Here is an 18,905-nt window from a genome sequence, read left to right as displayed (position 1 = left end):
CCGGCTAGTTTAACATAGTCTTGTAAGCTCATATGAAACGGAATGATAATGGATTATTTGTTTAACATAAAGGAAAGCACGGTGCCCCATATAAAGATTACTAAATAGAATAACCTTTGCAGCAGACCGGTAGGCATAGGAACAAAAAATACAAGCATAATGAGTAGGAGAATGATTAGTAGGGAAATTAAGCAGCCATAAGTCCAATACTTGCCGCTGCTTAAAGATGATGCATACATCCAAAGACCAGCTAAAACAGTAACCATGCCAAGCTGAGCAAGTATTGAATGCCAAAATAAATTAATATCAGCCGGTATAAAGCCTGAAACAATATTACCTAAAGCTAATATAAGAATAAAAGCTGTTGCTAGTTGGCTTTTTCTCGTTTTCTTTAGGTTTTGTGAAATGTACAAAACACCAATTGAAAGTGTCAATCCGTTTATAATAAACAATACGTTCATCCAGAAATGGTGAGGAGAGCAAATTTCATGAGGTGCAATTGAATAGGTGTAGTTTCCACAAGAAGTTACACCAAGATCACTCATTGCGTGATGTAAAAAACTGTAGGGAGCAGTTGAAGTCAAAATAAAGAAAGGTTCAACTAAAAAATACAAGCAAGTAGCAAACCAGCTTAAAATGCCAACCTTTTTTGATATATACAGAATCATCACCTCTTAAAAAGCGTTATATACGAATTATATATCCAAATAATGTTAAAAAGAATGCCCTTGAAGCCTATTTTTATGTAGGGCTTGGGGTTGATGTGAGGAAGGAGGACAAAGTGTTTAACTTGGAGGTGTTTAGGAAAGGACCTCTTTACTAATGCTTTGTAGCGCTAGAGAGGTCCAAAAGCAGCTTGATTAGAAATGAATAACGCTGATTATACGGCCTAACTTACATGGAGTTTAATGTATCCAAAACGCGGTGGCATTCAAGATGTTTTCTCTAGAATTTAATAATCTGCTGTTTTTTGAATATCTACATCATATTCATGTGCAAATGTTTCTAATTCCTTAAAAACATTTGGTGGATTAAATAATGCTATTCTCATATTCCACCCGTTTTCTACTTTTACTACTGCTAATTTTGATTTCCAACTTAACCGTTTAAATACAATTCTTTTAATGTCCCTGGGTTTAACGGTTTTTGCATATACTTTAAACCATAATATATATATTCTATAGGTTAAAGTATCTCTGTCTATCTGAAATTCATATCGGAGAAAAAGGGAAAGAAACAAGCAAAGGATAGCCAAAAGGTTTAAAAAGGCAAGTTCTTTATGTTGAACTGCTTGAATGAGTAATAAAGTATTTAAAAGTAATAAAGGATAAACAACAGTTTTTTGAGCGGTAGCTTTAAATAACATAAAGTCTCCTTCCTTTAGTAAATAAGCCAACTTATTTTTCTTCTATGATATTATTTAGTTATTGATTTAGATTAGATTTATATTGGGAGGTCTTTTATATGTATAATACCATTTCAGATTTTATCAAAGAATGGAACAACGAAGCCATGCTGACTCAAAAAGTTTTAGATAGCTTGACAGATGATTCGTTGAAACAACAAGTGTATCCTGAAGGGCGTACGTTAGGGAGAATTGCTTGGCATTTTACAACAAATATTCCAGATTACCTAACTGAATTCGGATTAAGTATAGACAGAATTGAAAGTACAGCAAGCGTTCCATCTTCAGCACAGGAAATCGCTATAACCTTTAAAAATGTAAGTTCTCATGCTGCTAAAATTATCGAACAGCAATGGACAGATGAATCTTTAGAACATACGCAAGAAGCGTTTGGAAGAACCCAATCAAATGCCACAATCTTAATGGGACTAATCAAACATATTGTTCATCACCGAGGTCAAATTACCATTCTTATGCGTCAAGCAGGCCTAAAACCTGCTGGAGTTTATGGGCCTCCAAAAGAAGATTGGGTTCATTTAGGTGTGGAAAATCCACCGCTTTAATAATATCAGGTAAATAAAAAAGAGGCTGCCCATAGAAAATACTATAAAATTATTTTCCAGGCAGCCTTTACGTAAAACCTAATTAATCATTTAGTGCCTTACTCTGAAAAAGATTTTGAGTAATGTACAACACCTTGCACATTTTTTAGAGATCCTTCTGTTAACTCTATGGCCATAAAAAATTCTTCAGGCACGTCAAATGGAGCATATATATTCCATGAGCTAGCTGGTTTAAATCCAAACTTAGGATAGTAATCTTTGTGCCCTAAAACAATTACTGAATGATAACCAAGCTCTTTTGCGCGTTTTAAAGCAGCGTGTATTAGTTGGCTCCCAGCTCCTTGTTTTTGATACTGAGGTGCAACTGAAACTGGAGCAAGTGCTAAAGAAACGGTAGCGTTATCACCATCTATAATTGTTATTTTAGATAGAAGAATATGGCCTATAATATCTACTGCATTCGGATTTAATGCGACTAGTGAAAGTTCAGGAATAAATTCATCTGACTTCCTAATTCGTTTCACAAGTAAATGTTCTTTCTTATCGCTGTATTCTTCATTTAAAAAGGCGCTTTTCACAACTTTTTCAGTTTCATTATATTCTTCAGTGAGTTCTTGTTTAATTAAGATATCCATTTAGAGTCTCCTATCAACTTGCTAAATTACCGCTTTTTATACTCCATAAATGGGGCTTCCTTTATGCACACATTCATTAAGGAAGCTTACTCACCCAGCTCTAAGCATAAGTTTAACAAACAAAAACCTCCCAAATTAGTATGTATATATTTTACAGTGTTGTATTTTGTGAGTCCACCTTTAATACATAATATTTGTTTATTTATTATGGTAAAATGTACTATATATGTTAAATTAAAGTATGTAAAGAAGGTGTAATGTCTGGTGTTGAAATTATTATTTATAAGTCTAGTAAGCTGTTTAATTATTTATATTGGGAAACGTGTATGGAAAAAAGGTAGTACTAATTTTATTGCTGGATATGGAAAGATATTTACACCTAAGGATGAAAAGCAGCTCGCTAAAGGAATTGGACTTATTATTATGTTGTTTGGCTTTGAAACTATAATATTTCCCATTCTTTCTTTATTTTTTGAAGGGCTTGGCTTTTATTATGGATTGCTGGTTGTATTAAACTTCTTCGCTATATTTGGACTTATGATAAAGGATCAGGTGCAAAGAGAAGCCTAAAGGGGGAGAAAACAATCAATAAAAATATTCGGCTTATGATTGGTTTAATCGGCACTATTATCCTATGTTTTTATAGAATAAGAGGTTTATTCATGCATGAAACAATACCGTTTTCTTCTTATCTCTTTGCGGTAGGTGGAGCTATTTCTACCATTGCTCTTATCTGGGAATTAATAAAGAAAGATGCAGCTTAAATTGAAAGGAGTGATGATGTGAAAAGACGATGGATTTCCTGGTGGATAGCTAATATAATTTGGATCATACTTTTCGTCGTAGGAACAGCTGTTGTCTGGACAAGAGAAGTGGATGGAGCGGGTGTTACCCAAACACTAGAGCTGAAATTGTTCGCATTTATAGTGTTGCTGATTGTATTTATTTTTCCTTTGATTCTTCAAGTTATATGGCTGATTTTCAATTTTAAAGCTAACAAACATGTACTGTAGAAAATAGAAATGATGTTATGAAATAGAGAGGTGATATGTATGCAAAGCCAAAAGTGCTCTAAATGTGATTCAACTCTAACCAAAGCTCGTATTCAATCATCACCTGGTACAGTAGGTGTAAATAAAACACCGAGCAGCGTATTAAATAACAATTACAATTACAGTGAGTTAATACCTTATGTTTGTTCAAGCTGCGGTTATGTGGATTTTTATGTGGAGGAGCCTGGAAAGTTCGCGTAATAGACTTTTATAGTAAAGCAAATAAAATTTTAAGAGGTCGAAAGTGAATAAAAAAATTCGATGTAGTTTAGCTAGTTGTATAACAATTATAGGGGCGTTAAGTGTATATATTTTGTTCTTTTCTTACGATAAGTTTTATGTAACAAAAGAGGAGAATATGTTTGACACAAAGCTTTTAAGTGATACATATGGAAATTATAAATGTATGGAGATGGCTGATCAAACAAAGTATGACTCTAAGAAATATTTTAGAGCCTTTGGCAAAACACAAAATGGTGATTTTGTTTATGCTATTAAAGGTGATCCTAAGCATAAACATGTACTGCTAATTGAAAACACAGAGATGCCTGCGTGGTTTTTGTATTCTCGTCAATAAAGATATTGTATCATTTTTCTTTTGAAATATAGCTAGAATAAAAGGAGGGATGTTATGAAAAAAGGGTTATGCTTATCTTTTATTCTATTTTTGATTATTCTATGTGCAGCATGCTCAAGTTTAACTTGGAAGAAACAATATGCGGATTCTCCACCTAAAGAGTTATTGTCAGATGGAGAAGAATATTCTATTTTGGCAGTAGGAGAAGACATCGACCATTTTGAGGAAATAAGCGGCTTAAAGCAGGTTCGATATTTTTCTTCTTTGGAAGAAGCAAAGAATCAATATCCAGACTTAAAGATAGAAGACAGTCCATTCTTTATTATTTTTAATGATAAAGAAGTCGTTTTAAGAACTTCAGAATTAAACAAAGCGATACGTTTTGTAGAAGAAAATTACTAGATACAAAAACAAATAAATTTTGTATCATCTTTTCCTCCTCCAAATCTAATTTTTTAACTAAACGCTTAAGAACTAATAAAAGACACCAAGGAAACATAAAGCACCTTGGTGTTTTTACGTTTAACAATATATCATATAACAATTACAAAATACAAAATATAGCAAATATGATAACATATGTTTATTGTTGTGGGATAAAAAATGTTTGGGGGAGAAATATGAAAAAGTTCTATCTTGGATTGTTTGTTATTTGTTTGGTGTCTATCATTTCCGCTTGTTCAAAAACGGAATATGTAAACAATGTTGATTACTTAAAACTACAAAAAGCGGAAGTAATGTTAACCGATGATAAAAAAATCGTTGGGGAAATGATAGTACCTGATAAAAAGAATAAGAGTAAACGTATCGTTCCAACGGAGTTATACTATACATTCACGATGGAAAATAAGTCTAATAATAGTATGGCTCTCTCTGATCCTGTTAAAACAAACATTCGCATAGAACCAGATAAGGAGTTAGTATCAGCTGTAAAAGAAGCAATTGGTTCAAATATTTATAAGATGGATAACAATAAGTTAGGGGTTGGCATGAGTATAGGAGAAATTCCATCTAAAGGAACAAGTAAATTCACTCTTAATTATACGTTAGGAGCAAAGGAAAAAAACAATGAATTACCTCTTTTGCCAGCTGAAGAAAAGCTAAAAAAGCTACAGGCTAATGCATTAAAAGGCACACTCATTATCTCTCAAGACGACAAGGATATTGCCGAATTTAGATTGGATTCAAGCCAATAAACATGATTATTGGCTTGAATAGGTTAATAGCTCTCTAACTCTGTATATCGTCAGCGTTAGCGAGCTATTGTTTTTATATTTATACGCTTGTATGTGGATTTACTTTTCCCAAAAATAAAATTGATTAGCCTTACTTATTTAGTTACGATAAGCGCTCGAATAATTTCATTCCAGTAGTATTTGAAGTTTTTTTCACTTGTTTCTTTTTGCGTTAGGCTAATTGATTCTTTTGTATTTTCTTTTTTTATGGTCATTATGATTTCCCCTTATCTCTTTATATTTAGTATGTTGTGGTTTGATTTACCATATTTTATAATGAAATTAACGATCGTTACAGATGAACATTACGATTGAATCAATCGGAATACCCGATTATATAGAGGTGAGGAAAATCGAAATAAAACAACTGATTACATTTAAAACAGCTGCAGAAAATTTAAATTTCACCTATACGGCTAAAATTTTAAACTTTGCTCAATCAAGCGTTACCGCTCAAATAAAAGCTCTTGAAAATGAACTTGAAACGCCTTTATTTGAACGTCTCGGAAAGCGCTTGGTTTTAACAGAGGCAGGCAGAGAATTTAAAAGGTACGCCGACAAAATGATTCAACTGACTAAGGAAGCAAAAAATGCTGTAAGTGGAGTGGAGGAACCTGCCGGTACACTTATTATTGGGTCTTCTGAAAGTCAGTGCACGTATAGATTGCCTCCAATATTAAAAGAGTTTAAGGATCAATTTCCAAAGGTTAAAATGATTTTTAAGCCCATTTACTCTCAAGCACAAACAAGAGCGCAGCTGCTAGACGGAACTCTTGATATCGCCTTCACAATGGAGCCTATTCAGCATCATGATGCAAATCTACATACGCAATGTCTTGTTGCAGAAAACTTAAAAATTATTGCTTCTCCTCAGCATCCTTTAGCTGATAAAGCGGAAATCTACTTAGAAGATCTTGAGAATGAGACTCTTTTGTATACCGAATCAGGATGTTCATATCGTGTAGTATTGGAAAACTTGTTTCGTGAGGCGGGTATTTGTACATCAACTAAATTTGAATTTGTAAGCGTAGAAGCTATTAAGCAATGCGTTATGCTAGATTTAGGTATTGCCATATTGCCCGAAGTAGTAGTAAGAGGAGAGCTAGAGAAAGGCATATTAAAAGAATTGGCTTGTACTAAAGTTGATACGCCTCTTTATACACAAATGTTTTGGCATAAAGATAAATTTATGTCTCTTCCTTTACAATCTTTTATTCAATTGGCTTGTAGTACTTTTGGGTTAAAGTATAAGGGGATTGAAAGTAAGAATCTCTAGGTACATTATGCTGACTAAAGAATTACACAGGATCCATAAAATAATCTCATATCTTTCCTAATAAGATAAGAGGTGAAGGAAATCTTTATTCCCTCACTAATATATAGATGAACCTTAATAAACTAGATTTTAATTGGTGAAATCTGAGTTAGGAGTTGATCTAATTTGAAAATGGGAGTAAATCAAATTGAACTGAATGGTTTAACATTTCAATATCGAGAGTTGGGCGAAGCTTCGGCACCCGCCATTATTGCACTTCACGCTTTGGGAATGAGTGCAGAGTCGTGGGATGAAGTAGCAGCTGTATTAGGGAAGGAATATCGATTTTTAGCTTTAGACCAGCGAGGACACGGTGGAAGTGAAAGAACCGGCACCTATACGTTTGAACTTATGTGTGATGACTTACTTCAGTTCGTAAATGCCATGAATTTGGAGCGCTTTACGTTGATTGGGCATTCTATGGGCGGTACGGTGTCCTATCTTTTTTCTGAAACATTTCCAGAAAGGGTAGATCAATTGATTGTTGAAGACACTCCTCCACCTTTTACAGGAGAGAAGTTCGAAATTCCTGCCAAACCTCCTGGTTCTTTACCGTTTGACTGGGAGGTTGTACCTTCAATTCTTCAACAGTTAAACAACCCCAATCCTAAATGGTGGGGAAGTCTTACAGAGATAATTGCACCTACTCTCATCATAGGAGGAGGATCCAGCCATATCCCTCAAGATAAATTGCAGGAAGTTTCTAAGCGCATTCCAAATTGTAAATTAGTAACGATAAAAGGGGCTGGACATGAGGTGCACGCAGGAAACTTATCCGCTTTTTTAACTGCTGTGAAAAGCTTTCTTGCTTCGTGACTTTCTGGAGCTTTTATTTAATTTGAAAGACTGTTTAACTAAATATAATTTTTAAAAGTTATTAAACTTTTATAGAAAGGGAGACTATACGTTAGTCTCCCTTTTAACTTGTGTATATGTTAATATATAGATTATATGTAATAAAATTCATAATTAAATAATTTTTGTGGAAGATAAATAAATGCTCATCTAATGAGTTATAGAGAGTGCTATAACTCATTAGATGAGCACTTTTGAAAGGAGGAGAGTTTCTTGTTGAAATTTATAGAAAAAGGTTTTTTCTACGGCCTTATTTTAGGAGGATCATTAGGTTTCTTTGTGATTCCATATAAAGAAGTTGAATCAGTCGGTGATGGTGTAATAGAAACAACTTATTTAAACCTTGATGATTTTATTATTCATCTAATTCGCTTTAGTATTGTGATAGCTGTACTGGGGGCGATAATAGGGTTCTTTCTTTATAGGAAAAAGAGCTTGGAGTGATTCACCTAAACTTTTTTTCTACTGATTAATTACCTTATGTTAAAGGATAATAATTAAAAAGGAACGCAAAATATTTTAGTTTGATTTCTTTTGTAGTAATTCCAGTATTTATTATGGAGAGACCTTTATTTTTCACGATTAATTTCGGTGAAAAATAAAAGAAAAAGCACTTATATTGAATATTTGTATGTTAAAATTTGTATATGGAATGTAAAAACACAATTCGGTTGGTAGTCCGGATGCATTGATATGTATCAATGTCAGTAACCTTCCCCTCCTCGGGATGTCCATCATTTCATAGTATGTTTAGAGGAGGGAATCGTTATGTCATTAACGATTTACCATGATGGTCAGTTTTGGATAGGAATTATTGAAGTTGTAGAAGGCGGTAAATTAAAAGCATTTCGTTATGTATTTGGAGCAGAACCAAAAGATACAGAGATATTAGACTTTATTCATCACAAATTGTTAAATCTGATTAATCAATCGATTCATTCAGGTCTTGATGTGAAAATAAAATCTAATAAAAAGGTCAACCCAAAACGTTTACAGCGCCAAGTAGCAAAAGAAGTAAATAAAATTGGTATTTCTACTAAAGCTCAAGAGGCTATGAAACAAGAGTACGAAGAAAAGAAAAAAAGTAGAAAAAAGAAATCTAAGCAATACCGTAAAGAACTAAAGGAACAAAAATATTTGATGAAGAAACTAAAGGCGAAAGCTAAGCACAAAGGTAAATAGAGTACGAATAAAGAGCCCTATTTACGGCTCTTTATTTGTTGTTATTCCTTTACTATCGGAACATTCTTAAAAAAATGTTCTCGAATAGCTGCCGATTTAACTGTTTTATTTATCTTTTCTTTATTATCATCTATAAATTGCTGTGCTTTTTCTTTATCAAATAATTTATTACTATCCGGTAAAGTTTTAATGTTGCCAGAAATAAACTCTTCCATTTCTTCTCTAGATACTGAGAATTTTTGATTGTCTACTTTAAAACTGTAACCTTGAGCATTAGGCACTAATATTGCTAAATAAATAGCATTGTAAAGAAAGTTTTTCTCCAATGTATTCTTACCGTCAAACCAATATTTTAACGTTTCATCTTCTGAAAGAGAGCCCGCTTTAGTACCATACGTTATTTTTAGCGTTTTATTATGTAAATCAATTTCTTTAAATGTTTCTCCTCCAGGCAAGTCCCTTACGATAGCTACCACGTTAGAATTATTTCCAACATAAGTTTCGCTACGCTCTTTAAGCTTTTTTACATCAACAGTATTAATGCTTGTAACTTCTTCTTTTTGAGAACAGCCGGTTATGCCTACTAGGAGTAATAAGATTAAACAAAAAAATACCTTAAAATATTTCATAAAAAGCCTCCATTTTCTTACTTTAATACCCTTATGAGGATATTTCATGAATTATTAGTTTATCGTAAATAGGCTGTCTTGAAAAGGTGTAGGTCCTTTTGTACAAAATACCCTTTGCTATAGAAAACGTTTTTGTCAACTGCTAGTAGAAGAAAGGAATTTTGAAATATGAAAAGACCCCAAAGCTTTCTTGAAAAAGCGCTTTGAAGTCTTCATTTCTCTTTTTTTACTTTTAAGAGCTAATCCCTACAATTGCTTCGATAATTTGGTCCCAGTCCTCACTATGAACTTCATGCCCTGTACCCTCAAGAGCTATTAATTTAGCATGAGAAATAGCTTTTGCAAGAGCAAGTCCATGTTCATAAGGAAGTGCCGGATCTTTTGTTCCATGAATAATCAGCGTAGGTGTGCTAATTTCACTCAATCTGTCATAATATTGGCCTCCTCCTTGAAGTAAAGCATGATTAAATCTACTCGGCAACTGTTTGGCGCGGGCAGCTTCTCTTTTTGCTAGCTTATACATTCTTTCCTTTTCATAAGGTTTTGTTCCACTTAACGTTTTCCATCCACCTGCAAGGTAGTGAACGGTTGCCTCTTGATTTGACCAGTCTATGGAAGTACTTTTTGTATGATAATCAAGTATACGCTGGTCCATTGGAGGCAATTTTTCCGCCTCAGTTCCAAAAATGCTTGATGCAATTAAAGTAAGGGAATCTATGCGTTTTGGATATCTAAGAGCAAGAATCTGACCTATCATCCCGCCCAACGACATTCCAACAATATGAGCTTTTTCTATAGAATAAGCATCTAAAACGCCAATTGCGTCATCAGCCATATCCGTTATTGTATAGTTAGAAGTACCGGGTGGATAAGTGGTAGAGCGGCCTAAATCACGATGGTCGTAACGAATAACAAATCTCTCCCTTTCAGCGAGGCGAAGACAGAAGTCTTCATCCCACCAATCTAACGAGGACATTGCTCCCATTATTAAAAGAATAGCCGGATTTTTAGGGTTCCCAAAACTTTCTGTGCAAATCTCTACTTTATCTATTTTTAGTATTTGTTCATTCATTTGTGTACCTCCTTTTAAGTGTTAGAAAAATGAAAAGCAGCCCTTTATTCACTTCTCTAAAATGAGAATATTTCCTTTTTGAATTTTATTTAGGTAATCGATTGTTCCGTCTGTTACCTTATTGACTAGAATAGAGCAGGAAAGTTGAATGTACGTATGGAAAACTACTTATGTGAGGTGAAATAAGAATGGATGATTACTATGGAGAGCTTTGCACAAGGTTATACGAAGTTGATAAATCCGTTGCAAAGAGAAAAGAGCTGGAGTTTTATCTTTCCTTTGTAAAAGACCAAAATATGAAAGTATTAGAACCGATGTGCGGGAGCGGTAGAATGCTTATTCCATTTATGCAAAACGGAATTGATATTGAAGGGTTCGATATTTCTAAAGAAATGCTTGAAGCATGTGTAGAAAAGGCTGAAAGAATAAGCATTAAACCAAATGTATGGTACCAAGATATCGAGAATTTTCAAAATAGTAAAAAGTATGATCTTATTATAATACCCTTTGGCTCTTTTTCGCTGTTAGCTGATGATATTGTCACTAAGAGTCTTCAAAATATGAAAGCAGTTTTAAAAGACGGCGGAAAAATACTTTTAACGATTATAAAGAAAAAAAGTGAAATTGAAGAACTAGTAGATTGGACTGAAACAAATAGAGTATCTTTTAATAAAGAAATCATCGTCGTTTACAAAAAAAGCTTCTACGATAGAAAAGCGAGCTCTTTGAATACTAAGATAAAATATGAGCTACTTCAAGGAAATCAGACAAAAAAGGTGGAGATAATGGATTTCCCTCTTCGACTTTATGGCTCAGAAGAGTTTGAACGTATCCTTAGCTCTAATGGATTTAACAATCTTACTGTTCATGAAGTAAAAGATGGCTACGGAGAAGGCATGTCATTCTCTGTCTATGAGTGCAGAATATAGACATTGTAATACCATTTAAACTTTGATTACCTTTTTCATTCATTACAACTTGATAGATTAATATACATATACAGGATTGCTGAAATCGTGTGCTATTGGTGAGCATATAAATTCAGCGTTCCCATGAGGAGATGCTTTATGAAGCGATTAATAAATAAAATTGCGATTGTTACTGGTGCTAGTCGGGCAAAAGGTATTGGTACTGAAATATGCAGGGAGTTAGCTAAAGAAGGCGCAGATATTTTTTTCACTCATTGGTCAAATTATGATCGTTTAATGGATTATTGTAATGAGGATGATTTTAATTGGTCGAAGCATCTGATTGAGGAGATACGCAGTCTGGGAGTACGATGTGAATCGATGGAATTGGATTTATCACAGCCCGATGCATCAAGAAAACTGCTTGATACAGTTCAAACCAAACTGGGTTCTCCATCAATCCTTGTAAATAATGCAACACATTCTGTAGACGTAGATTTTCGTTCGATAGATGCTGATGTTCTCGACGCTCATTATAACGTGAATGTTAGAGGAACATGTCTTTTAACTGTTGAGTTTGCACGTCTAATCGAAGGCAAGCATGGCGGTCGAATTATTAATATGGTATCAGGTCAAGATAAGTCACCTGAGCCTGGCAATTTGGCTTATGTTGCCACCAAAGGTGCCGTTTCTACATTTACTAAATCAGTTGCTATTGAATTAGCACCTCTTAAAATTACTGTTAATGCTGTAGATCCTGGACCAACTAATACTGGGTGGATGAGCAGTAAGTTGAAGGAAGATTTACTGCCGAAGTTCCCAATGGGTCGACTTGGTGAGCCCCGGGATGCCGCAAAATTAGTTGTTTTTTTAGCAAGCGAAGAAGCAGAATGGATTACCGGACAAATTATCCACTCAGACGGTGGCTTTTGGTGATTTAACATAGTAGCGGTCTCCCGCTTTTTTAGCGGATTTTTGTATGAAATAAGCAGTCAAAAAGATCTTCGAATGAAGATTCTTTTTTTATAATGTAAAGTAACATTAATGGGCTATGAAGGGAAAAGTACGGGCTGTTCTAAATAGATGGTGAACATTATGGTAAATGTTTTATCACTTTCACTTATTAACGACAAATCGGGTATATTCAGGGGGAATATTTATATGTCAGGCTTTAAGGACGAAGAAGTACTAACAGGAGGGAATGTTTCTAACGTTTACCGCTCGGGAAATACCGTACGACGAGAATTAAAATCAGATAGTCATAAATTTCATAAGCTATTAAAGCATTTAGAAAACAAGGGGTTTACTTATGCACCAAAATTTTTAGGCATTGACGAAAAAGGGAGAGAGGTCTTGTCATTTATTGAAGGTGAAGCTGGTAATTATCCCTTGAAGAAATATATGTGGTCCGATGCTGTTTTGATAGAAATAGGGAAAATGCTCCGTCTTTATCATGATTCAGTGAGTGATTTTTCATTTGATGACAGCTGGAAATCAATAGATAACACGCCTAAACCATTTGAAATACTATGTCATAATGATTTTGCTATATACAACATTATTTTTAATGATGAGAGACCAATAGGAATTATTGATTTTGATGTTGCTGCACCTGGGCCAAGACTTTGGGACATTGCTTATACTCTTTATACGTGCGTCCCTTTGAGTAGATTTTATCTTTCTGAAACAGGTGAGAAAATTCATTATAATTCATCACAGCATGCTCAAGATAGAAAGCGAAGAGTGAAATTATTTTTTGAATCTTATGGCGAAGAATTACAAGAAGGTTATTTGGAAATGGTATTGCTGCGATTAGAGGGGTTATGTAAAACAATTACAAGAAAAGCTAGTGAAGGTGATATTGCGTTTCAAAAAATGATAGACAAAGGGCATCTTGAGCATTATCAAAACGATATCAAATTCATTTATGAACATACAAAAGAATGGATTTAATTTTAATAGAGGAGCCCTTGTCATGCGAATTATTAATATTAGAGAATAGGTAGAGTACAAAGACAAAGCTATTGAATATACTCAGCGTAAGTGGGCGAGTAAAGAGAATTTAAAGCTTTACGAAGACTGTATTATACATAGCTTAAACACAAATAGTTGTCTTCCAGTCTGGTACCTGTTAGAAGACGAAGGAGGAATTATCGGCTGCCCAGGGCTTATCACCAACGATTTTATAAGTCGAATGGATTTATGGCCCTGGGTGTGTTCTCTTTACATTGAAGAAAGTTATCGAGGTAAATCCTTAGGTGAGCAACTTCTTTTAAAGCTGAAAGAAGATACGAAAAATGCCGGATTTGATAATCTTTATTTATGCACCGACTACGTTGGATACTATGAAAAGTATGACTTTTCATATATAGGCGATGGTTATCATCCGTGGGGGAGTAGTTCAAGAATCTATAGGGCTAATTTAATAGGTTAACTATCAATTTTTTTATAAAATGTTTTTAGCTGTTTCAATCAGTGAATAGCGGGTATAAGTTGATTATACAAGCGTAGCCCCCCCAGGAACATGCATGTATATTTCTTTTTCTTACTTACCCTGTTGAATCCTCTTTTTCATGGAGGATTCTTTTTTTATGTCTAAAAGAAGACTTCTCAGACTATATACATCAAACACCTTAAACATCCCTTATGTATTTTATACTCACTGAATCTAGGTCACGTTACAAGATGAAAGAGATTCAGGGGTCTCATGGGACTGTGGATAAATGTAAGAAACCTTGCAGAAATACTAAAGACAGGTATAGCCAAATTTTTATTTTATAAAATATTTTTATACTTTTACGCGTTTTGCTTATACCAATTTTTGCTTTCTTCATAGTATGTACTATAAGTGTATAAGGAGGTGGAGTTATGCCAGGACGTCGTAGTGGAGATCGTCGTACATCTCAATCTCAATCTCGTTCTATAGTAGATAATTTTCGAAGAGGAGATAAAATTCAAGTTTTTTCTGCTGGAAGACAGCTTGATGGAAATGGTACGTTTATTCGAGCAGAAGGCGGATTTTTAGTATGGGAAGATAATTCAGGTAATAGAAATACGACTAGTTTAGAAAGTATCAGCGTTCGCAGATTAAGAAAACGTAATTGCTAATAATTTGGACAGGCTCTGATTTTATATAAATAAAAAACACCTTCAAGCTGATAACTGGGTATGGGGTACCGAGCAATCACTTGGAGGTGTTTTTTCTCATGGGAAACATCAGAAATAAGTTTTTTGACAGTATCACTTATAGATTAATACCTTTCATAAGACGGAAGGTTTCAAGAAGCAAAACGTTTAACCCTAGCCATACTCCTCCAAATACATATCCTGCTGCAATGTCACTGGGGTATTGTATGCTCAGATACAAACGACTAATGGCAATAAGCAATAAAATAAGAATGCCCACTATTGGTGCTACTGTAGGAACCCACAATCTTTTAGAGTGTCGAACCAGCATAAATACAGCAAACCCATAAATAACAAAAGCCATTAAAGACTGCTCGCTTGGAAAGGTGTATGAAAGCTGTTCTATCAACGACTTTCTAATAGGGGAGAAATGATGGAACATTCGTCTCAGGCTTTCTTCGTATAGCTCTCCGCCGCCTGCAACAACTACCAGAGATAATAATTCAATTTTTTTATCTCTGCCTTTCCATAAAATCCATACAAGTGTAAAGAAAATCAATGTTACCAGAACCTGCCTGGATCCCAGTATGAAAAACACCCGCATTGGTACATTCCAATCTTTATTAAAAAGAGCTGTTATTAATAAACTCGTTATTTTGTTAAAATCTCCAAACTCGTTTGCGATAAAGTCTTGCGTCATTCCAATCATAAGCAGAATAAACCCTAATGTAACTAATGCTGTAAATATAAAAACAAGACCCGCCCGTTTCCGCGTATGAAATGAGTTTACTATCCACTTGAGGCAATTAATTGCTATCTTTTTAATCGTTACTTTGAACTTTTTATAAATGTAAATAGCTACGAACAAACTTACAGCTACAATCAGCCCAATGACAAAATACTTCTTAATAGAATGATGAAACTGTTCCCACTGAGGTCCTAATAACTTTCCTAAAGTAATAAATGTGGTAACCCAAAGAAATGATCCACTATAGGCATACAGTGCATACGTACGAAAGGGAAGCCGAGTAATTCCTGAAAAATATCCTGTAATATGTCTAATAACCGGGAGGAAATAAGCAATAATCAACAGCTTGTTTCCATGTACACCAAACCATTTTGACATTCTTTCAATTCGCTCTGGCCCCATATGAAGGGTTTTTCCGTATTTATCAAAAAAGGGAGTCCCTAACCTATAACCTACCCCGTAGGCTATGGTCATTCCAACCATACTCCCCATACCAGCCACCAAGATACTTCCCACCCAGCTCAAATGTCCTTGAAAAGCAAGAACCCCAGCGTAGCCCATGAGCAGCTCCCCTGGAAGAGGAAGTGCAAGAAGTTCCAGCATCAATGCTAGAAACAGCACGATATATCCGTATTGATTTATATAAGATGTGATAAAATCCATGGTTTGTCCTTCTTTCATAGTATGTATGTATCTAAAGCACAGTCGGTAAGGCGAATATGCTTACATGCGATTGAAATACAAAGGTGAAAAGATTAATTTCACCTTTGTATTTCTTTTAATGTAGCACTATTTATTAAAAAAACTGGATTTTTCATTAATTTTTAATGTTATTTTTAGCCTATTTTTAATTACAAAACGTAGACTGAAAATGTGCTATTTGAAAGCTCAACTTAAGACTGTTTTTTTTTCTAATAAATAGTGTAAGGAGTTCTTAACCAATCTATGTAACGAAAAAGAAGAAAAGATATACCCTACAAATCGATTAAAAAGGGGAACTACCCATTATTACTTTTTTATCAGCAGAGCAATTCTTTAATCGCCTAAACAAAAGAACAAAAAGATGTGCTGAAAAGTCTAAGTTTTACCCCACAGCAAAAGCATACAAACTACAAGGAGGGAAAAGTCATGAATAACCGTGAACGGGATAAATACTTAATTCTTTCCGCTACGTTTGGAGAAGGACATAAACAAGTGGCAAATGCGATAAGTGAAGCAGTAAGTAATGTGGTTGCTGATGCTGAACCTATTACCATTGATATCATGGAGTGGGTTCATCCCAACCTTTATCCAATCAGCCATTATATTTATAAAAAAGGAATTAAGAAGTTTCCACAAGTGTATAGCTTTTTGTATGAAAAAACTCGTGTGAAAAATTCTTTTTCTGTTAAGTTAAATTCGATCTTTTTATCGGGTATGGAAACCGTGCTTAAAATCATACAGGAAATAAAGCCGAAAGTAGTGGTTAGTACCTACCCATTTGCCGCGGGAATTATATCCAAATTAAAAGAGCAAGGGTTAATTGATATTCCAGCGGTAACCATCATCACAGATTATACGGATCATTCTTATTGGATTCATTCCTCTACAGATCAATATGTGGTAGGGTCTGCTCGATTGCGTGATCAATTAATTGCGTTAGGGGTAGAGGCAGATAAAATTAAAAACACTGGAATACCTGTACGGAAAAGATTTATGGATGTTCTTCCAAAGGATCTTCTCTTAGAAAAATATATGATTGATCCCAATATATTCACCCTGCTCATCATGGGAGGGGGCGACGGATTTTTTGGGAAAGGACTTTCAACCTTTAAGGCCTTAGAATCCATTTCTACACCGATGCAACTTTTTATAGTATGCGGTAAAAACAAGAAGTTAAAAACACAATTAGAGTCGGAATTAAAAGACTCGAAGCATGACGTGAGAATTTTGGGATATTGTGAAAAGGTTGAAGAATTAATGGCTATTTCAGATTTAATGATCAGCAAGCCGGGGGGAGTGACAACGTCTGAGGCAATGGCGATGGATTTACCCATATTAATTTACCATTCGTTACCGGGACAAGAAGAAGACAATGCAGAGTATTTATGTCGTTCAGGATTCGCACTTTCTGTAAAAACAGAAGAAGAGTTGGTTGCGCGGGTCGAAAATCTGGTTCATGATTCAGCACCTTTAAAATGGATGAAACAAAGAATAAAAAAATACCAAACTAAAACGTCATCCATAGACGCTCTCCATGTCATTGTCGAAGCAGCAAGACGTAGTCCATTACTCAACGTAAATGATAGAACAATACAAAAGCAAAAGGAGATAGAGGTGAGTATATAATATGGAGTTCATGATTCCTGCTATTATTTTTTTAATTTTATTATACACCGTTATTCCGTATTTCCTATCACGTGGTCTAGGAGTAAACGTAGTTAAAAGGGGAAGGGATTTATCGAAAATTGCTTTTACGTTTGATGATGGTCCGAACCCTATTTATACGCCGATACTTCTTGATTTATTGAAGAAAAATGAGGTGAAGGCAACCTTTTTTGTGGTCGGTACCAAAGCAGAAAAGTACCCTGAACTGATTCAGCGAATGCATAATGAAGGCCACTTAATCGGAATTCATAACTACGTACATCACTCCAACTGGTTTATGTCGCCTTGGAAAGTTCAAAAAGGACTGAAGGATACAGCCAAGGTGATTGAAGCTATCACGGGAGTCGAGCCTAGATATTATCGCCCGCCTTGGGGAATGCTTAATCTTTTCGATTTTATCAAAAGAGGTAAATATAAGATTATTCTATGGTCAATCATGGCGGAAGATTGGCGAACCTCTGGCGGAAGCGAAAAGATTAGACAGCGCCTAGCAAATATAAAAGGCGGGGACGTGATTTTGTTGCACGACTGCGGTGATACGCTAGGGGCGGAATCTGAAGCTCCAAGAAATACAATTAATGCGTTAAGAGATGTGTTAAAAACAGTGAAAACGAAAGGATTCACTTGTGTCCGTGTTGATGAATTGGTAGAGAAGCTATAAGTAGTACGAGAACTATATTTATTAAAGCTCACAAATGACATTTTAATTCTTGTCATTACCCTAACTAAATATCTTCTCTGTTATAAAAAGAACCTCTATTTTAAAGAGGTTCTTTTTTATGGTCAGTAAAAATATATGGTAATATAATCATATATTGGCTATATTTATAATTTCGTGATTTTTAAATTCTGTGTTGAATCAGCAGTCAATCTAAACGACATCTATGAAAGTAGGGTAGTTCTTGAAAAAAGTTATTTTGAAATTCTTGGTATATTTTTTAATTTTCTTTGGAGGAAACGTAATAATTAATATGCTGTTTACCTCTAATTTTGATCTTTTAACAGCATTTTCAACCGCTTTTGGAGTTTCTTTTGGAATTGCTATCTTTGGGTATTGTACACATAAAAGAGGCAAGGAAGCATAAGATGCTGTGTTTTTGACCCACTACATAAAAGATTTTATGAGAAACGTAAATATCATAGTATTAAATTATAAAAATGTTGAGGTTTGAGATGGGGAATTTGTTGAATTACATTTATTTTTTTATGGCCATTTTAATTGGCTTGTACTTTTTT

At 34.6% G+C, this 18,905-nt stretch carries 25 protein-coding genes; 19 read left to right on the top strand and 6 right to left on the bottom strand.

Features of this window, described 5'->3' with window-relative positions; all coding sequences use genetic code 11:
- Positions 1 to 53: 53 nt before the first annotated feature.
- Both ACRPLQ_RS18410 and ACRPLQ_RS18405 read right to left on the bottom strand, forming a co-directional pair.
- A complete protein-coding gene (locus tag ACRPLQ_RS18410; protein WP_121944808.1) occupies positions 54 to 668 on the bottom strand; it encodes a DUF998 domain-containing protein in 615 nt (204 codons plus the stop codon).
- 284 nt (positions 669 to 952) lie between these two features.
- Positions 953 to 1,366, bottom strand: coding sequence for a hypothetical protein (locus ACRPLQ_RS18405; protein WP_034265100.1), 414 nt, complete (start codon positions 1,364 to 1,366; stop codon positions 953 to 955).
- A gap of 98 nt (positions 1,367 to 1,464) precedes the next feature.
- Here ACRPLQ_RS18405 and ACRPLQ_RS18400 point away from each other — a divergent pair, with 98 nt between their 5' ends.
- The gene (locus ACRPLQ_RS18400) at positions 1,465 to 1,968 is read left to right on the top strand and encodes a DinB family protein (RefSeq protein WP_028413883.1); all 504 of its coding nucleotides are present in this window, start codon (positions 1,465 to 1,467) and stop codon (positions 1,966 to 1,968) included.
- A 98-nt stretch (positions 1,969 to 2,066) separates the two neighbouring features.
- Here the strand turns inward: ACRPLQ_RS18400 and ACRPLQ_RS18395 are convergent, their stop codons facing one another.
- Entirely contained in the window at positions 2,067 to 2,603 is a 537-nt protein-coding gene (locus ACRPLQ_RS18395; protein ID WP_099330808.1) for a GNAT family N-acetyltransferase, read from the bottom strand.
- 264 nt (positions 2,604 to 2,867) lie between these two features.
- Between ACRPLQ_RS18395 and ACRPLQ_RS18390 the strand changes: the two genes are divergently transcribed.
- From ACRPLQ_RS18390 to ACRPLQ_RS18345, 10 genes are all read left to right on the top strand, one after another.
- The gene (locus ACRPLQ_RS18390) at positions 2,868 to 3,173 is read left to right on the top strand and encodes a hypothetical protein (protein ID WP_099330809.1); all 306 of its coding nucleotides are present in this window, start codon (positions 2,868 to 2,870) and stop codon (positions 3,171 to 3,173) included.
- 212 nt (positions 3,174 to 3,385) lie between these two features.
- Positions 3,386 to 3,616, top strand: coding sequence for a DUF3923 family protein (locus ACRPLQ_RS18385; protein WP_432236213.1), 231 nt, complete (start codon positions 3,386 to 3,388; stop codon positions 3,614 to 3,616).
- Between the two features lie 39 nt (positions 3,617 to 3,655).
- Positions 3,656 to 3,856, top strand: coding sequence for a hypothetical protein (locus tag ACRPLQ_RS18380; RefSeq protein WP_156830698.1), 201 nt, complete (start codon positions 3,656 to 3,658; stop codon positions 3,854 to 3,856).
- Between the two features lie 43 nt (positions 3,857 to 3,899).
- A complete protein-coding gene (locus ACRPLQ_RS18375; protein ID WP_432236212.1) occupies positions 3,900 to 4,232 on the top strand; it encodes a hypothetical protein in 333 nt (110 codons plus the stop codon).
- Between the two features lie 54 nt (positions 4,233 to 4,286).
- Entirely contained in the window at positions 4,287 to 4,634 is a 348-nt protein-coding gene (locus ACRPLQ_RS18370) for a hypothetical protein (RefSeq protein ID WP_165635753.1), read from the top strand.
- 218 nt (positions 4,635 to 4,852) lie between these two features.
- Positions 4,853 to 5,428, top strand: coding sequence for a hypothetical protein (locus ACRPLQ_RS18365; protein ID WP_432236211.1), 576 nt, complete (start codon positions 4,853 to 4,855; stop codon positions 5,426 to 5,428).
- 391 nt (positions 5,429 to 5,819) lie between these two features.
- Positions 5,820 to 6,743, top strand: coding sequence for a LysR family transcriptional regulator (locus ACRPLQ_RS18360; protein ID WP_034265115.1), 924 nt, complete (start codon positions 5,820 to 5,822; stop codon positions 6,741 to 6,743).
- Positions 6,744 to 6,908: 165 nt separating this feature from the next.
- Complete coding sequence (locus ACRPLQ_RS18355; protein WP_409405088.1) at positions 6,909 to 7,598, top strand: alpha/beta fold hydrolase; 690 nt, start codon at positions 6,909 to 6,911, stop codon at positions 7,596 to 7,598.
- Positions 7,599 to 7,850: 252 nt separating this feature from the next.
- A complete protein-coding gene (locus ACRPLQ_RS18350; protein WP_034265079.1) occupies positions 7,851 to 8,081 on the top strand; it encodes a hypothetical protein in 231 nt (76 codons plus the stop codon).
- Between the two features lie 324 nt (positions 8,082 to 8,405).
- Complete coding sequence (locus ACRPLQ_RS18345) at positions 8,406 to 8,819, top strand: YjdF family protein (protein ID WP_409405089.1); 414 nt, start codon at positions 8,406 to 8,408, stop codon at positions 8,817 to 8,819.
- Between the two features lie 41 nt (positions 8,820 to 8,860).
- On the opposite strand, the gene ACRPLQ_RS18340 is transcribed toward ACRPLQ_RS18345, so the two are convergent.
- Positions 8,861 to 9,448, bottom strand: coding sequence for a DUF4825 domain-containing protein (locus ACRPLQ_RS18340; protein WP_432236210.1), 588 nt, complete (start codon positions 9,446 to 9,448; stop codon positions 8,861 to 8,863).
- 232 nt (positions 9,449 to 9,680) lie between these two features.
- Positions 9,681 to 10,520, bottom strand: a complete 840-nt coding sequence (locus tag ACRPLQ_RS18335; RefSeq protein ID WP_048018626.1) for an alpha/beta fold hydrolase — start codon at positions 10,518 to 10,520, stop codon at positions 9,681 to 9,683.
- A gap of 188 nt (positions 10,521 to 10,708) precedes the next feature.
- Here ACRPLQ_RS18335 and ACRPLQ_RS18330 point away from each other — a divergent pair, with 188 nt between their 5' ends.
- The 5 genes from ACRPLQ_RS18330 to ACRPLQ_RS18310 all read left to right on the top strand — a co-directional run bounded on the left by ACRPLQ_RS18330 (position 10,709) and on the right by ACRPLQ_RS18310 (position 14,536).
- A complete protein-coding gene (locus tag ACRPLQ_RS18330) occupies positions 10,709 to 11,449 on the top strand; it encodes a class I SAM-dependent methyltransferase (protein ID WP_033578568.1) in 741 nt (246 codons plus the stop codon).
- Between the two features lie 138 nt (positions 11,450 to 11,587).
- Positions 11,588 to 12,364 carry an SDR family oxidoreductase gene (locus tag ACRPLQ_RS18325; protein WP_033578569.1) on the top strand — a complete coding sequence of 259 codons (777 nt, stop codon included), beginning with the start codon at positions 11,588 to 11,590 and terminating at the stop codon, positions 12,362 to 12,364.
- Between the two features lie 225 nt (positions 12,365 to 12,589).
- Positions 12,590 to 13,381, top strand: coding sequence for a phosphotransferase (locus ACRPLQ_RS18320; protein WP_409405091.1), 792 nt, complete (start codon positions 12,590 to 12,592; stop codon positions 13,379 to 13,381).
- A gap of 70 nt (positions 13,382 to 13,451) precedes the next feature.
- Positions 13,452 to 13,862: a GNAT family N-acetyltransferase gene (locus tag ACRPLQ_RS18315; protein ID WP_432236245.1), complete on the top strand. Its 411-nt coding sequence runs from the start codon at positions 13,452 to 13,454 to the stop codon at positions 13,860 to 13,862.
- Positions 13,863 to 14,296: 434 nt separating this feature from the next.
- The gene (locus ACRPLQ_RS18310) at positions 14,297 to 14,536 is read left to right on the top strand and encodes a hypothetical protein (RefSeq protein WP_048018629.1); all 240 of its coding nucleotides are present in this window, start codon (positions 14,297 to 14,299) and stop codon (positions 14,534 to 14,536) included.
- Positions 14,537 to 14,672: 136 nt separating this feature from the next.
- Here the strand turns inward: ACRPLQ_RS18310 and ACRPLQ_RS18305 are convergent, their stop codons facing one another.
- The gene (locus ACRPLQ_RS18305) at positions 14,673 to 15,965 is read right to left on the bottom strand and encodes a VTT domain-containing protein (protein WP_432236209.1); all 1,293 of its coding nucleotides are present in this window, start codon (positions 15,963 to 15,965) and stop codon (positions 14,673 to 14,675) included.
- Positions 15,966 to 16,430: 465 nt separating this feature from the next.
- On the opposite strand from ACRPLQ_RS18305, the gene ACRPLQ_RS18300 reads away from it, so the two are divergent.
- The 3 genes from ACRPLQ_RS18300 to ACRPLQ_RS18290 all read left to right on the top strand — a co-directional run bounded on the left by ACRPLQ_RS18300 (position 16,431) and on the right by ACRPLQ_RS18290 (position 18,754).
- Positions 16,431 to 17,630 (top strand): MGDG synthase family glycosyltransferase, encoded by a 1,200-nt coding sequence (locus tag ACRPLQ_RS18300; protein WP_098627300.1) that lies wholly within the window; start codon positions 16,431 to 16,433, stop codon positions 17,628 to 17,630.
- A gap of 1 nt (position 17,631) precedes the next feature.
- Positions 17,632 to 18,330, top strand: coding sequence for a polysaccharide deacetylase family protein (locus ACRPLQ_RS18295; RefSeq protein WP_432236208.1), 699 nt, complete (start codon positions 17,632 to 17,634; stop codon positions 18,328 to 18,330).
- A 241-nt stretch (positions 18,331 to 18,571) separates the two neighbouring features.
- On the top strand, positions 18,572 to 18,754 hold the full coding sequence (locus ACRPLQ_RS18290; protein WP_154991493.1) for a hypothetical protein: 183 nt from the start codon (positions 18,572 to 18,574) through the stop codon (positions 18,752 to 18,754).
- Positions 18,755 to 18,905: the final 151 nt, after the last annotated feature.

The organism is Priestia sp. TRN 1309 (assembly GCF_050846875.1).
Lineage (GTDB): Bacteria > Bacillota > Bacilli > Bacillales > Bacillaceae_H > Priestia > Priestia zanthoxyli.
Note: the sequence above shows the minus strand (reverse complement) of the source record. Positions and strands in the feature narration are given on the sequence as shown.